General features: G+C 70.9%; 15 protein-coding genes and 1 pseudogene. 4 read left to right on the top strand and 12 right to left on the bottom strand.

Annotation, left to right across the window (positions count from 1 at the left end):
• Positions 1–131 precede the first annotated feature (131 nt).
• The 3 genes from ACFVXH_RS03180 to ACFVXH_RS03190 all read right to left on the bottom strand — a co-directional run bounded on the left by ACFVXH_RS03180 (position 132) and on the right by ACFVXH_RS03190 (position 3,573).
• Positions 132–1,652 (bottom strand): S28 family serine protease, encoded by a 1,521-nt coding sequence (locus tag ACFVXH_RS03180; RefSeq protein WP_053112204.1) that lies wholly within the window; start codon positions 1,650–1,652, stop codon positions 132–134.
• Positions 1,653–1,930: 278 nt separating this feature from the next.
• Complete coding sequence (locus ACFVXH_RS03185) at positions 1,931–2,794, bottom strand: serine protease (RefSeq protein ID WP_387819837.1); 864 nt, start codon at positions 2,792–2,794, stop codon at positions 1,931–1,933.
• Between the two features lie 149 nt (positions 2,795–2,943).
• A complete protein-coding gene (locus ACFVXH_RS03190) occupies positions 2,944–3,573 on the bottom strand; it encodes a TetR family transcriptional regulator (protein ID WP_387819839.1) in 630 nt (209 codons plus the stop codon).
• A 120-nt stretch (positions 3,574–3,693) separates the two neighbouring features.
• Between ACFVXH_RS03190 and ACFVXH_RS03195 the strand changes: the two genes are divergently transcribed.
• The 3 genes from ACFVXH_RS03195 to ACFVXH_RS03205 all read left to right on the top strand — a co-directional run bounded on the left by ACFVXH_RS03195 (position 3,694) and on the right by ACFVXH_RS03205 (position 5,393).
• Positions 3,694–3,849: a hypothetical protein gene (locus tag ACFVXH_RS03195; RefSeq protein WP_158077657.1), complete on the top strand. Its 156-nt coding sequence runs from the start codon at positions 3,694–3,696 to the stop codon at positions 3,847–3,849.
• Positions 3,850–3,906: 57 nt separating this feature from the next.
• Positions 3,907–4,260 carry a DUF4190 domain-containing protein gene (locus ACFVXH_RS03200; protein ID WP_387819841.1) on the top strand — a complete coding sequence of 118 codons (354 nt, stop codon included), beginning with the start codon at positions 3,907–3,909 and terminating at the stop codon, positions 4,258–4,260.
• Between the two features lie 248 nt (positions 4,261–4,508).
• On the top strand, positions 4,509–5,393 hold the full coding sequence (locus tag ACFVXH_RS03205; protein WP_074000793.1) for a metallophosphoesterase: 885 nt from the start codon (positions 4,509–4,511) through the stop codon (positions 5,391–5,393).
• Positions 5,394–5,522: 129 nt separating this feature from the next.
• On the opposite strand, the gene ACFVXH_RS03210 is transcribed toward ACFVXH_RS03205, so the two are convergent.
• The 5 genes and pseudogenes from ACFVXH_RS03210 to ACFVXH_RS03230 form a co-directional block, all read right to left on the bottom strand.
• On the bottom strand, positions 5,523–5,840 hold the full coding sequence (locus ACFVXH_RS03210; protein ID WP_387819843.1) for an SHOCT domain-containing protein: 318 nt from the start codon (positions 5,838–5,840) through the stop codon (positions 5,523–5,525).
• Between the two features lie 165 nt (positions 5,841–6,005).
• Positions 6,006–6,125 (bottom strand): annotated as a pseudogene (locus ACFVXH_RS03215) (LuxR C-terminal-related transcriptional regulator); the annotation flags it as partial.
• Between the two features lie 79 nt (positions 6,126–6,204).
• A complete protein-coding gene (locus tag ACFVXH_RS03220; RefSeq protein ID WP_387819845.1) occupies positions 6,205–6,444 on the bottom strand; it encodes a hypothetical protein in 240 nt (79 codons plus the stop codon).
• Entirely contained in the window at positions 6,441–6,719 is a 279-nt protein-coding gene (locus ACFVXH_RS03225; protein ID WP_387819847.1) for a hypothetical protein, read from the bottom strand. The genes ACFVXH_RS03220 and ACFVXH_RS03225 overlap by 4 nt, the downstream gene beginning before the upstream one ends.
• The gene (locus tag ACFVXH_RS03230) at positions 6,709–6,912 is read right to left on the bottom strand and encodes a hypothetical protein (protein WP_387819849.1); all 204 of its coding nucleotides are present in this window, start codon (positions 6,910–6,912) and stop codon (positions 6,709–6,711) included. The genes ACFVXH_RS03225 and ACFVXH_RS03230 overlap by 11 nt, the downstream gene beginning before the upstream one ends.
• A gap of 88 nt (positions 6,913–7,000) precedes the next feature.
• Between ACFVXH_RS03230 and ACFVXH_RS03235 the strand changes: the two genes are divergently transcribed.
• A complete protein-coding gene (locus tag ACFVXH_RS03235; protein ID WP_387819851.1) occupies positions 7,001–8,221 on the top strand; it encodes a transcriptional regulator in 1,221 nt (406 codons plus the stop codon).
• A 263-nt stretch (positions 8,222–8,484) separates the two neighbouring features.
• Here ACFVXH_RS03235 and ACFVXH_RS03240 read toward each other — a convergent pair whose 3' ends face one another.
• From ACFVXH_RS03240 to ACFVXH_RS03255, 4 genes are read right to left on the bottom strand one after another with little or no spacing between them, the layout of a single operon-like run.
• Positions 8,485–9,087: a hypothetical protein gene (locus tag ACFVXH_RS03240; protein WP_387819853.1), complete on the bottom strand. Its 603-nt coding sequence runs from the start codon at positions 9,085–9,087 to the stop codon at positions 8,485–8,487.
• A gap of 7 nt (positions 9,088–9,094) precedes the next feature.
• Positions 9,095–10,432: a phage portal protein gene (locus ACFVXH_RS03245; RefSeq protein WP_387819855.1), complete on the bottom strand. Its 1,338-nt coding sequence runs from the start codon at positions 10,430–10,432 to the stop codon at positions 9,095–9,097.
• A complete protein-coding gene (locus ACFVXH_RS03250) occupies positions 10,429–11,982 on the bottom strand; it encodes a terminase (protein WP_387819857.1) in 1,554 nt (517 codons plus the stop codon). The genes ACFVXH_RS03245 and ACFVXH_RS03250 overlap by 4 nt, the downstream gene beginning before the upstream one ends.
• Positions 11,979–12,203, bottom strand: a complete 225-nt coding sequence (locus ACFVXH_RS03255; protein ID WP_387819859.1) for a hypothetical protein — start codon at positions 12,201–12,203, stop codon at positions 11,979–11,981. The genes ACFVXH_RS03250 and ACFVXH_RS03255 overlap by 4 nt, the downstream gene beginning before the upstream one ends.
• Positions 12,204–12,309 lie beyond the last annotated feature (106 nt).

The following is a 12,309-nucleotide window of genomic DNA, read 5'->3' on the forward strand; positions in this document are numbered from 1 at the left end:
CTTCCCGCCGGCGGGGCGCGGGGGACGTGCGGGCGCGGGGGCGCGGGACGACGCGAGGAGGCCGCCCCGGGCTCCGGGACGGCCTCCTCCTCATGCGTGGTGGTGCGACCTGCCTAGCGCGAGCGCGAGCGCTACAGCGGGCGGCGCTCCTGCTCCAGCCGCTGGCCCTCGACGTCCAGCGGGCCGAAGTCCGAGCCCGGCTGCGGCGTCTTGGCGAGCGAGCGGGCGGCGTTCGCGTCGCCCAGACCGGCCCACTCCAGCACCTTGGCGGTGGCCTCCGCCGACTGCGCGGCGGGCAGCTGCTCGATCTTCGAGCCGTGGTTGCCGCCGGGCACGGTGTAGACGTAGCTGTCCTCGCTGCCCCGGCCGAGGTGGAACGGCTTGGCACCCCACGGGTCGTTGCCGCCGTAGACGTACATGATCCGCTCACCCTCGCGCTTCACCCAGCGGTCGATGTCGGGCATCGCGTTCGGGTTGAAGACGGTCGGGATCTCCTTCGGCACGTAGCTGCGGACCGAGTAGAGCTCCTTGTAGTCGTAGTGCAGCACGTCCTTCAGGTGCGAGACGTCGAAGAACGGCGCGCCCAGCTCGGTCGCGGCCTGGTAGTAGTACGCGGTGTACTTCGCCAGCGACTGGTCGCTGTTGCCGGTGATGCCGGACTGCGAGTCGAACCAGGCGTACAGCTCGTCGTCGGTCGCGGTCGCGGCGACCGGGACCTTGGCGCAGTCGGCCTCCAGGCTGTACTGCCAGAAGCCCCAGACCACGTCCAGCACCCCGGCCTCGTACGCGCGGTCCGGGGAGCCGAGGGTGTTGAAGGTGGAGCCGGACGCCTTGTTGTCGGCGACGTAGCGGGGCACCAGGCGGTCACGGCGCACCAGCAGCTCGCGCTGGGCGGCGTTCAGCCTGGCCCGGCACTCGGGGGTGCCGACGGTCCGGAAGAAGTCGCTGTACGCCTGGTAGTCGTTGACGTTCGTGTTGTTCGGCGCGACGTAGGCGATCGTGCCGGCCACGTCGTCCGGGTAGAAGCGGCGGAAGTAGGTGGAGGACATGCCGCCCTTGCTGGCGCCGGTGGACAGCCACTCCTCCTGGTAGATCCGCTTGAGCGCGGTCACCAGCCGGTGCGAGTCCGCGGCGCCCTGGCGGATGCCGGCCTTCGACCAGTCCGCCGGCTCCGGGCGGGAGGGGGTGAAGAACCGGTACTCGATGGACACCTGGTTGCCGTCCACCAGCCGGGTCGGCTCGGTGCGGGACGGGTTGGTGCCCAGCGTGTAGCCGTTGGTGTAGAAGACGGTCGGGCGGTCGTAGCCGCGGTGCAGCAGGCTGAAGCGCTGCTGGAAGGTGCCCAGCCAGGGCCGGAAGTGGTCGATCGGCTGGGTGTACGTGGCGACGAAGTAGCGGTGACCGGTGGTGGTCGGCTTCTCCTCGGTGATCGTCACGCCGGGGATCGCCGCCAGGCGGTCCTTGATGTCGGCGGTCGGGTCGTCGGCGGGGCTCCGGCCGTGGCGGGACCCCTTGCCCTGGTCACCCTGCGCCCCCTGGGCACCCTGCGCGCCCTGGCCGTCGGCGGCGGACGCCGGGCTCGCCAGGCCGCCGAGCGCGAGCAGCGGTATCAGCAGGGCGGAAGCCAGCAGCCTTCTCACGGTGGTGGTCATCAACTCTCCATCTGTTCAGCTGACATGATCGCCGCCCGCCTGTACGGCCGCGCGGCGCGGGTGGAGCGGATGGTGCGGGTGGAGCGGGTGGAGCGCGGTGGAACTGGTGGAGCGGTGGCCGACCGACGGACGGCCGGGTGGAGCCGGGTGGAGCCGGGTGGAGCCGGGTGGAGCCGGGTGGAGCGGTGGCCGACCGATGGACGGCCGAATGGGCCACCCGCCGTTCGCGGATGGCCCATCGGGGGAAAAGTGCTGGTCAGCGCGGTTGCCCTGGTGGCTTACGGGCGGGGCAGGGTGCAGCCGGCGAGGGTGAGGTCGAAGCGGTTGCCGGCGGCGAAGCAGGCCGGGATCCCGTAGGTCTCCTGGGCGTAGCCGATGCCCGGACGGACCGTCACCGCGCCGTTCTGGTCCACCTCGCAGGGGTTGTCCAGGGTGCAGGTCTCGCCGCTCTCGTTGATCGTGTTGTTGACGGCGACCACCTGGCCGGTCGAGGCGTCGACCACCGGCGAGCCGGAGGTGCCGCCGATCACGTTGCAGGTGGAGGTGTAGCGGACCGAGTCCTTGAAGGTCCAGTCGGCTTCCTTCAGCCGGTAGGCGAAGCCGTCCACCGAGCAGGAGTAGATCTTCTTCCAGTAGCCGGAGACGACCTTGATCGAGGTGCCCTGGACCGGGTGGGTGGCGGCGATGGTCAACGGGGCTATGCCGTACCGGGACTGGATCGAGGCGTAGGTGGTGTTCAGCTGGTAGATCGACACGTCGGTGTCGGTCATCGCGCCGTAGACGATCTTGTTCGCGCGCAGCGTGGCGACACCGCTGCCGCTCCCGTTGAGCAGGGTGAAGGTCCGGCTGGAGGACCGGTTGAGGACCACCTCGCCCGGACCGGGCATGCCGGTCTCCAGGCAGTGGCCGTTGGAGAGTATGAGGGCCGGGTCGTTCGCGGTCGAGCCGGGCATCCGCACCAGCGAGCCGGAGCAGTTGCTGAGGGCGACCGTCCCGGCGAAGTTGACGGCGGTGACGGGCTTGGCTGCGGACTTGTCGGCGGAGGCCGCGGCCTGGGCCGGAGCGGCTCCGCCGAGGGCGGTGGCCCCGGCGACCAGGAACGCGGCGACCGTGCCTATGAGCGGCTTGAGCGGCTTCTTCATGAGAGACCTCTCGGTGTGGGGGGATCCACTGGTGGGGGTGCACCAAAGCTGTCGCGGACATGACCCACTGTCAAGAGTCAAAGCAACACCAAGAACCGCCCAAGCCGCAATGACCGGTTATCGTCGCCACCCGGCCAACGCCCGGACGGTCAACCCGCCTGCCAGTGCTCCCGACCGAGACTGATCAGGCGCAGTTGGAGGCGCGCGGTGGCGGCGATCCGCCGCTCCCGGGCCGGGTCCGTCTCCAGCGCCTCCAGGAAGGCGGCGGCCGTGGAGACCATGTGGTCGACGTACAGCTCGGCGAGCATCCACAGGTCCTGCTCGCTCCACCCCCGCGACTGCGGCTGCAGCGCCAGGGCGGCTCCCACCTCGGCGGCGAAGCGGCCGAGTTCGGCGTCGATCGCCTCGCGCACCCGCCGCACCCCGCCGTGCCGCTCGCGCGCCAGGAAGCGGACGTGCGGCCGGTGTTCGCGGACGTGCCGCTCGATCACGTCCACCGCGCGGTCGATCAGCTCCTCGGCGTCGCCGGCCTCGGCGAGCACCGAACGGATCATGACGTGCAGGCTGGCCAGCGACTCCTCGACCAGCGCCACCCCGAGGGCGGCGAGGTCCGGGAAGTGCCGGTAGAAGGCGGCCGGGGAGAGCCCCGCCTCGCGGGTGACCTCGCGGACGCCCAGGCTCGCCAGGTTCTGATCGGCCAACAGGTGCAGCCCGGCGTCCAGCAAGGCCCGCCGACTCTGCTGCTTCTGGGCCTGCCTGGCCCCAACGGTGTGACTCACGCCATTCAGTAAACATTCGTTTGCCGAACCTGGCCAGCCGAGCGTAGAGTGGGGCCGAAGTCAGTGAACACTTGTCAACCGAAATCGGCGCAGTCCCAGCCGCAGCCGAAGGAGTCAGCCGTGATCCTGCTCTCCGCCCTGGTCGCCATGGGCATCCTGATCGGCACCGCCGCCCACACCTCGCTCCCGGTCTTCCTCGCCGCTTCCGCCGGCATCACCGCCTGGCTGCTCGCCTTCGGCGCCCGCGAGGGCATCGCCCGCCTCCGGCACCGCTGACCCGGCCGCTCCGCGGACCGCACCCGCGGCCACTCTCCAGAGAGGACCCGCACCACCATGAGCACCGTCACCGACCGTGTCACCACCGGCCGCCTCGCCATCGGCCGCCAGAACACTGACCGCCCGGAGCGCCAGGCCCAGCAGACTGCTCGTCAGGCGACCGGCCGTCAGGGCACCGCCGAGGCCGACGGCCTTGCTGTCGCCTCCTTCCTCCTCGGCCTGCCCGGCCTGCTGCTGTTCAACATCGTCCTCGGGCCGATCGCCATCACCCTGGCCACCCTGGCCCTGGTCCGCGGCACCAACCGGCGCGGCCGCGCCGTCCTCGGCCTGACCCTCGGCATCGCCTCGCTGGCGATCCTCGCCGTCACCACCGCCACCTCCCACGGGGTGCTCATCGACATCAGCTCCTGAACCGGCCCGACCCCAACTCCCCTTCCACTCCCACTTCCTGATCCCGCCTCCTGTCCTCAGCCCGCCTTCCGCTCGGCTCCCGATCCACCGTCCCGGCCCTGACCCGCCGGTGAACCACCGGTGAATCGCCGGGCTGACCTCGGCTCCTGAACCGACGGTTCGAACGACTGATCCCGTCAACCCGCCCCACTCCCCCCGCCCGCCACGTAGGGTGGGCCCCATTGGCCGGGCGACCTCAGGGGGCAGGAGTGACTACGGAGAACCGCAGCGAGGCACAGCCGGAACGGACCACCCCGACGGGTGGACGGCTGCTCGCCGTGAGCGATCTGCACATCTCCTACCAGGAGAACCGCGACCTGGTGGAGAAGCTCCAGCCCTCCCACCCCGGGGACTGGCTGCTCGTCGCCGGTGACGTCGCCGAGATCACCACCAGCATCGAGTGGGCCCTCGGCCTGCTCGCCGAACGCTTCGCCCGCGTGGTGTGGGTGCCCGGCAACCACGAGCTGTGGACCCACCCCGAGGACCCGGTCCAGCTGCGCGGAGTGGCCCGCTACGAGCACCTGGTGGAACGCTGCCGCCGGCTCGGCGTGGTGACCCCCGAGGACCCGTACCCGGTCTGGGAGGGCCCCGGCGGACCCGTCCGCATCGCCCCGCTCTTCCTCCTCTACGACTACACCTTCCGCGCGCCGGGCACGACCACCAAGGAGGCCTCCCTGGCGGCCGCCTACGAGAGCGGCATCGTCTGCGCGGACGAGCGGATGCTCTACCCGGACCCGTTCCCGGACCGCGACTCCTGGTGCCGCGAGCGCGTCCGGCTGACCGAGAAGCGGCTGGCGGCCTGCGACCCGGACGTCCCGCTCGTCCTGGTCAACCACTACCCGTTGGTCCGTCAGCCCACCGAGATCCTCTGGTACCCCGAGTTCGCCCAGTGGTGCGGGACCGAGCTGACCGCCGACTGGCACACCCGGTTCAACACCGCGGCGATGATCTACGGACACCTCCACATCCCGCGCCGGACCACCTACGACGGCGTCCCGTTCACGGAGGTCTCGCTCGGCTACCCGCGCGAGTGGCGCAAGCGCGGACTGCCGGACCCGCTGCTGCGGGAGGTCTTCCCGCAGCAGGCGGGCTGAGCCTCCGGCCCACCGTCACGCGGCCGGATTGCCGGCCCCCGGCGCCGCCGACACCGTGGACCTCCACGGCGTCGGCGACCCGGTCGTCGGCCACCCGGGCGGCGGCGCCCCGTACGACGCCGGGGGCGGTCACTTGGCGCCACCTCCTCCGGGGTCGCCCCGCGGCGGTTCGCTGAGCACGGCCCGCTTGGCGCGGTACTCCTCGGCGTCGATGTCGCCCTCGGCGTAGCGGCGGCCCAGGACGGCCAGCGGATGCTCCATGACGGCCCCGACTCCGGCTCCCGATCCGGGCCCGAACCCGGCCCTGGCACCGTACCCGCAGCCGTGCCGCCGCCAGACCGTGCGGCGCAGGACCGCGATCACCAGGACCACCACGGCAATCCAGACCAGGGGGATCAGCAGGATCCACGGGCCCGGGCCGTGCCAGTCGGCCAGCTGGGTGTACATGGTGGTTCAACTCCTCGGTGGTGGGCTTCCAGCACCTCGGGCGGTTCCCGAGACACCTGAAGCGTCCCGCCGAAGACCCTCATCGCGCGTCCTACCAGCAGCGGCAGTTGGGATACTCCCGGGAGAGTACGAACCACCCGCGACGCTCCGGCCCGGGAGCAGGCCTCAGCCCAGCCAGCCCGGCCGCACCAGCCCCGACTCGTAGGCCAGCACCACCAGTTGCGCCCGGTCCCGCACCCCGAGCTTCACCATCGCCCGGCTGACGTGTGTCTTGACGCACCTAGGCTTACGCGCACGAGGATACCCGGGCGTAGCAGAGCCCCCGCCGGACCGCCGGACAGGGGCTCTCTGCTGGTCACGGGGGTCAGACGGCCTGGTCGGTCAGCCCCCTGCGGATGACTGCCGTGGCCTCCGCAGTCTGCGCCCGTAGCGTCTCGGCCGGGTCAGCCTCGCGGACGTGTGCGGGCATCGCCTGCCACTCCTCGTTACCCGGCCCGCCAGGGGGCCGCAGCGTCAGCCGCCTGTCCGCCACGTCCGTCACGATCGCGAGCCGCTCGCTCCGGGTGTCCGCCACCAGCGCGCCAATGTCCGGGGTCTCGTTCACGACAGCCCCTCGTCCTCGGGGTCCTTGAACGTGTTCGTCCGCGTCGGGTCGGTGCACTCCCCGAACAGGGGGTCGCGGTGGCGATTGCGCTCCCGGCCGACCCAGGCGAGCCGCTCGCGATTGCCCTCGGCGGCGTACTGGCAGGCCCACCCGTCGAACATCTGACACTCCAGACACTCGCTCGCGGTGATGCCCGGCGGGCGGGTCTCCATCACGGACAGCGGCTCGACTCCGGACTGTCCGGTGATGAACTCCGTCAGAGGCTCACGCGGCACCGTGACCACCCCCGAGCAGGCACGTACCGGACTCGGCGTGCCGCTTCCGCAGCACCCGCACGTCCGCGAGTCCCGATCCGTTGTAGGTCCGTCCCGGCTTCCCGTGCTTCGCCTGCAACTCGTCCAGCTTCGCGCACACCGCGCAGCCCGAGACAGCGCCCTGATCAGCCGGAATCGTTGTCGGTGTCGTCATGCCCACACCGTCCCGCGCTCGTTGATCTCCGGGAGGGGCCAGCCTGTGGGCCAGGTGTGGGCCAGGATGGACACGAGAGGGGGCCAGGGTGGCGACAGAAGCAACAAGGCAGTTCGGGGCGTACCTCCGCCGACTGCGCGGCAAGCAGAGCCAAGCCGACCTCGCGGCGAAGCTCTGCCGGGCCACCGGGACGGCCAGCGTCACCCGACACGAAGTCAGCCGGTGGGAACGCGGCGAACGCATCCCCGACGTCTGGTTGCCCGCGCTCGCCGAAGTCCTCGGCGTGGATCTCCGGGCCCTCACACGGGCAGCCGACGCCGCCCGGCGGCCGGACGACCCGCTGACGAGCCCTGAGCAGCCCGCCAGCCTCGCGGACTTCCTGCCGGAGGGTGAGCCGCTTTGGACACTGGGGACGGGCCGCCTGATCGGCCAGAGCACGGCCGCGAGCCTGACGGCCCGCGTCCACGGGCTTCGTCTCGCGGACGACGTGCTTCCCGGCGGGGACCTCGTACGGCCCGCGCTACGGCAACTCGCGGAAGCCGTAAAGCTGTTCAAGGAGACGAGTCACACCGAAGAGGTCAGTCGGGCGCTGCTGGTCGCCATCGGTGAGTTGGCCCAGATCGTCGGGTGGATCGCGAGCGATGCCGGGCAGCACGCCGATGCCGAACGGGCCTACCGGCTCGGCATGTCGGCCGCACGGGAAGCCGGAGCCGGAGCGCTCGCGGGGAACCTCGCGGGGTCGCTCGCCTACCAGCTCAGCAACACCGGCCGGGAGCGCGAAGGACTCGACCTCGCGCGGGCGGGCCTCGCGGAAGCCCCCGATGCGCACCCCACGGCTCGCGCTATGGCGCTCGACCGGCTCGCGTGGGCCCACACGCGCGCGGGTGAGGCGCAGCCCGCCATGCGGGCACTCGGCGAGGCGCACGACGCGCTGACGGCCGATGCCACCGACCCGGCCCCGGTGTGGGCCTACTGGATGAGCCAGGAAGAGGCAGAGGTCATGGACGCGCGGGTGTTCACCGAACTCCGGCGGCCCCTCCGCGCCGTGCCGCTGCTCGCGGCCGTGCTCGACCGCTACGACGCCAGCCACACCCGCGAGTTCGCCCTCTACCTCTCGTGGCTCGTCGTTGCCCTCGCGGACGCCAACGAGCCGGAGCAGGCAGCGGAGCACGCCCGGCGGGTACTGGAGCTGACCAACGGCCTCGCCAGCGACCGGACCGCCGAGCGCTCCCGTGTCGTCCTCGACCGGCTCCGGCCCTTCGCCGACGTGCCCGAGGTGGCGGACGTGCTCGACCAGTTCGCGGCGTAGGCCGTGGGCCTGACGGCCGGTCGGAACCTGACGGTGGGACCTTGGTCCTGCGGCCGGCGAGGACCAAGGTCCTGTTCCGAACTGACGAAGCAACGGCCCTCCGCTGAGCAGCGCTGCACAAGGCCCAGAACGCAAAGAATGCCCCCTCCCAGGACAGGGAGGGGGCATTCTCGGTGTGAGTCCCGGACCGGCCTATGCCCGGCGTCCGAGACCCCAGCGCCTCGCGCGTCGCGACGCACCGGCACCATCTTCATCTCAGTGGGTTACGCCTCCGCGCGTTCGCGGAACGCCACCTTGAAGGCGTCGAACGAGCCCGCCTCGTCGTACAGGTCGGCGAACACCTGCGAGCGTGCCGGGAGCGGCGTCCCACGACGGAACACCGGCTCGACCGTGCAAGCGCACGAGCGGTGATAGCCCCGGCCGTCGCCCGCCGCACGGGCCGAGCGGTACACCGCGCCACGGCCCGCCAGCATCGCGCAGAACGAGCAGCACGACGACGAACAGACACGCTGCCACCCGATCGCCCGGCTGTCCGCTCCCAGGCTGCGAGCGAGCCTGTCACGGCCCCCGCCGAGCACCACCCGCACCACCTCCCCGGGCCCCTGCCCGAACCGGTTCGCGGCGTCCGCGATGCGCTCCCGCGCAGTGGCCGGAGCCAGCGGGTCAGCCTCCCCGAGTACGAAGCCGTCAGCGATGCCCTCCGCCTGCCGGAACGCGGCGTAGTACCGGGCCGCCACCGCGTCCGACTTCCCCCGTGCCTCAAGCGCCAGGTCCACCACGGCATCAGAGAGCAGATCCTCGCCCAGCTCCGCGAGCACCGCCCGGCCGATCGCGGACTGAGCCAGCCGGTGAGCCTCGGTCAGCATCGTGCCTTCAGGAGTCAGCGCCACTGTCCGCCCCCACTCCGGCCCCGCCGAGCAGGTCCTTCGCCATGTCCTGAACGCCACCGGCCGCAATGACCTTCGTCCGCTGCTCCTGCGTCAGGCCAGGGATGAAGTCCACGAGCACCGACAGCGGTACACCGAGCTGAGCCAGCGTGCCGAGCCCCTGCGTGATCGCCATGAAGTTCCGCTGTCGCGCGTCCTTCCACACAACCTCGCTCGCGGTGTCGGTGAATGCCGCCCGGTCACCCGCCGCCAGCGCGGCCAGTCGCAGCACACGGCCCCACGCGGTCCCGAAGGACTTCTGACGGTCCTCGACCTTCGCCACAAGGTCACGCTCGACCGACGCCACCGCGTCCGCCCCGACGTTCACCATGTCCGGGGACAGCACCCGCAGCGGGACGCTCGACTTCGTGGCTATGTCCTTGTAGCACTGCGTGATCGAGTCCAGGAACGGGCGAAGGTCGGTCGCGGAGAACTCGCCGACGCGAGCGCTCGCGTCGTTCCCGCCCTCGGCCTCCAGGTCGAGAATCGAGCCCGGCCGGAGCTTCAGTTCCGAGTCGGGGTACTCGACGCCGATCGACCAGCGCTGACGCCACGCGGACAGGCCAGCGGCCGACAGCTTGTCGAAGTAGAGCCCGTTCAGTCGATCCTGAAGGTTGGTAAGTTCCTCGACCTCCGACACCGGCGGAGTGTGCTCCGCGTACGGGGCCTGGTTCACGAAGCGGACCACCGGACACACGCCGAGCCCATGCGGCATCGACCGCACCCGTCGCGCGTCCTTCACAGAGTCCTCGCCGTCCGCCCGGTAGACGTGGACGGCCCGGGTGTCGATCACCGACCACTCGGTGAAGACGATGCGATGCCCCTCGCGGTGCTGGTGCTGCGTCATCGCGGCCAGCGGGTAGCGGTCGAAGGCCGGGTTCTCGTAGACCGCCGTCAGCTCCAGCGGCGAATACGGCCGGATCAGCGGACCCGCCTTCGTGCGCAGCACCACCACGTACGAGACGCCGAAGGTCAGGGCAGCCCGGTGCACCATATCCTGATGGTCAGCCATGTCGTTCGCCCGCCAGTGCGCCCATGCGGCTGACTGGGTGTCAGTGCCGGCTGATCTGTAGCCCTCCACCGAGAGGTTCTCGGCGATGGCCGTGACCACTCGCGGCAGGACGTTCGTCTTCGCTCGCTCCGCCGTCCGGCGGCGGAACTCCTCGTCGGTCTTGCTCGGGGAGTACGGCGCGGGGTGGTGCCCGTCGTGCCACCGGGCGATCCGCTCCAGACGCGATCGGTTCACCGCCCGCTGACTCACCAGCAGTTCCAGAATGTTGCTCATTTCAGCCTCGCTACTCGGCGGCCCTTCGGCCTGATTCGCTTCTCAATGGCCACCCGCCGCGCCTCGCGGGCGAGGACAGCCGTAACCGCCGCGTCGATCTTTCGCGGGGAGTGGGGACGGTCTTTCGTCATCCCGATGCCGAACCGCGTCGGTCGGCGACGCGCGTTCTTCAGATGCCGGACCAGGGCCCGGCTGCCGTCGTGGCTGATCTCGCCCAGCTCGAAGGCGTTCGCGGTGGCCTCGGCCGCCCGCACGAAGTCGGCCGTCCGGTTGCGCATGTCGAAGGCGACTGAGTGCCCATGACCGGCCTTCACCCGAAGGCGGGAACCGTACTTCTCCGCCCATCGGTTGATCGGGTCTTCCCACTCGTACCGGTCGGCGAAGAAGCCGCACACGTCGAAGCGCTCGAAGGCGTCGTTCACCGCGTCGTCCACCTCGTCGCGAGGGACGAGCCAGGTACGGGCCTCCGGGCCGTCAGGGCACTCCCACACGCCCAGCGTGAAGACGTGGCCCGTCGTGACCTCACAGCCGATCAGGGCCGTCGCGTCGCGGGACACCGAGCCGTCGAATCCGAGCGTGATCAGCGCCCCCTCAGGGACCACGTGGTCCGGCTGGGCGGCCCTGTCGGCGTCCTTCGGGTGAATCCACCCGTCCTCGGCCGCGACGACCTGCGAGAGGTAGAAGCGGCGGAAGTCCTCGACCGTCACGGCCCGCGAGGCGAGTTCGCGGACGATGCGGTCCAGGTCCACCCACGGGGCCGACTCGTACGCCTCGGCGAGCCCCGCCCGGAGCCCCTCCGCGTCGTCCAGCGGGGTATCCGGCGGAGCCTGGCAGGCGAGGTACAGCAAGCCGTCAGCGAGCGCCTCGGCGCGGGTCAGCAGTGCCTCGCCGTACGAGCCAGCGCCGAGCGTGTGCGCGTTGGACGTGGCCAGCGCGCGGCCCCCGACCTTCGCGGCGTTGCGCTTCACCACCTCGGCAAGCTTGTGGTTCCGGTGCTCGGTGAAGTGGTGCACCTCGTCCATGAGGACGGCAGTCGGCTTCTCGCCCTCCAGCGAGGCGGACGCCGACGCGACCGGCGCGAAGTAGCCCGGCCGTCGCGGGTCACGAAATCGGACGAGCTTCTGAGAGAGCTTCAGCCCGTACTGCCGGACCGCCAGGTCCGAGAGCATCCCGCGCGCGTCATCAAGAGTCTGCGTGCCTTGCTTCTCGGAGACGGCAGCGACCTGAACCTTCGGGACCGCGACCGGCCGCGCCTTCGGGCGGCCCTGCTCGTCCCAGCCGTTGAAGCGGCACGGACCGAGCATCTCGAACAGGCCCACGGCGGCAGCGAAGGGCGACTTCCCTGCGCCCTTCGGGGCCACAAACGCGCCTTCCTCGAACAGCCAACGGCCCTCGCGGTCGATGGCGTACCACCACGCGAGGTAGTCCTTCTGAGTGCCCGTGAACTCCCAGGGCTGACCGTTGACCCGGAGGAACCTCCGGCACCACACCTCGGCGTAGGGGGCAAGGGTCCGCTCCGGCCGCCCCTCGGGCATGGTGCCGAGCCTCATGGGCCGAACACCTCCGCCGTGCCGAACTCCGGGGCCGCGCTGCTGCCGGTCTCCTCGCGGAGCCGGGCAGATGCCTTCAGCAGCTCCGGGAGCTGTCGGAGAAGCTGGTTCGCGCAGGGCTGGCCGTTGTAGCCAGGCACCGAAACGCCCTCGGCCTCGACGGCCTTGAAGGTCGCAGCGATGGTCTTGTTCAGCTCGGTGAGCTGCTGATCCGGGGTCAAGAGGTCACTCCTAGGGCCTGTGTGATGTTGTGATCAATCTTCGGGTTCTGCCCCGCTCTGGGGCAGAACCCGGTAGGACTGTTGGATGTGACGCGCAGGCAACTCA

The sequence above is a fragment of the Kitasatospora sp. NPDC058184 genome (assembly GCF_042883725.1).
Classification (GTDB): Bacteria; Actinomycetota; Actinomycetes; order Streptomycetales; family Streptomycetaceae; genus Kitasatospora.

Coding starts and splice junctions, on each gene's coding strand:
- ACFVXH_RS03180 (WP_053112204.1), bottom strand. CDS start 1,652: ATGACCACCACCGTGAGAAGGCTGCTGGCTTCCGCCCTGCTGATACCG.
- ACFVXH_RS03185 (WP_387819837.1), bottom strand. CDS start 2,794: ATGAAGAAGCCGCTCAAGCCGCTCATAGGCACGGTCGCCGCGTTCCTG.
- ACFVXH_RS03200 (WP_387819841.1), top strand. CDS start 3,907: ATGAGCACCGTCACCGACCGTGTCACCACCGGCCGCCTCGCCATCGGC.
- ACFVXH_RS03210 (WP_387819843.1), bottom strand. CDS start 5,840: ATGTACACCCAGCTGGCCGACTGGCACGGCCCGGGCCCGTGGATCCTG.
- ACFVXH_RS03230 (WP_387819849.1), bottom strand. CDS start 6,912: ATGACGACACCGACAACGATTCCGGCTGATCAGGGCGCTGTCTCGGGC.
- ACFVXH_RS03240 (WP_387819853.1), bottom strand. CDS start 9,087: ATGCTGACCGAGGCTCACCGGCTGGCTCAGTCCGCGATCGGCCGGGCG.
- ACFVXH_RS03245 (WP_387819855.1), bottom strand. CDS start 10,432: ATGAGCAACATTCTGGAACTGCTGGTGAGTCAGCGGGCGGTGAACCGA.
- ACFVXH_RS03250 (WP_387819857.1), bottom strand. CDS start 11,982: ATGAGGCTCGGCACCATGCCCGAGGGGCGGCCGGAGCGGACCCTTGCC.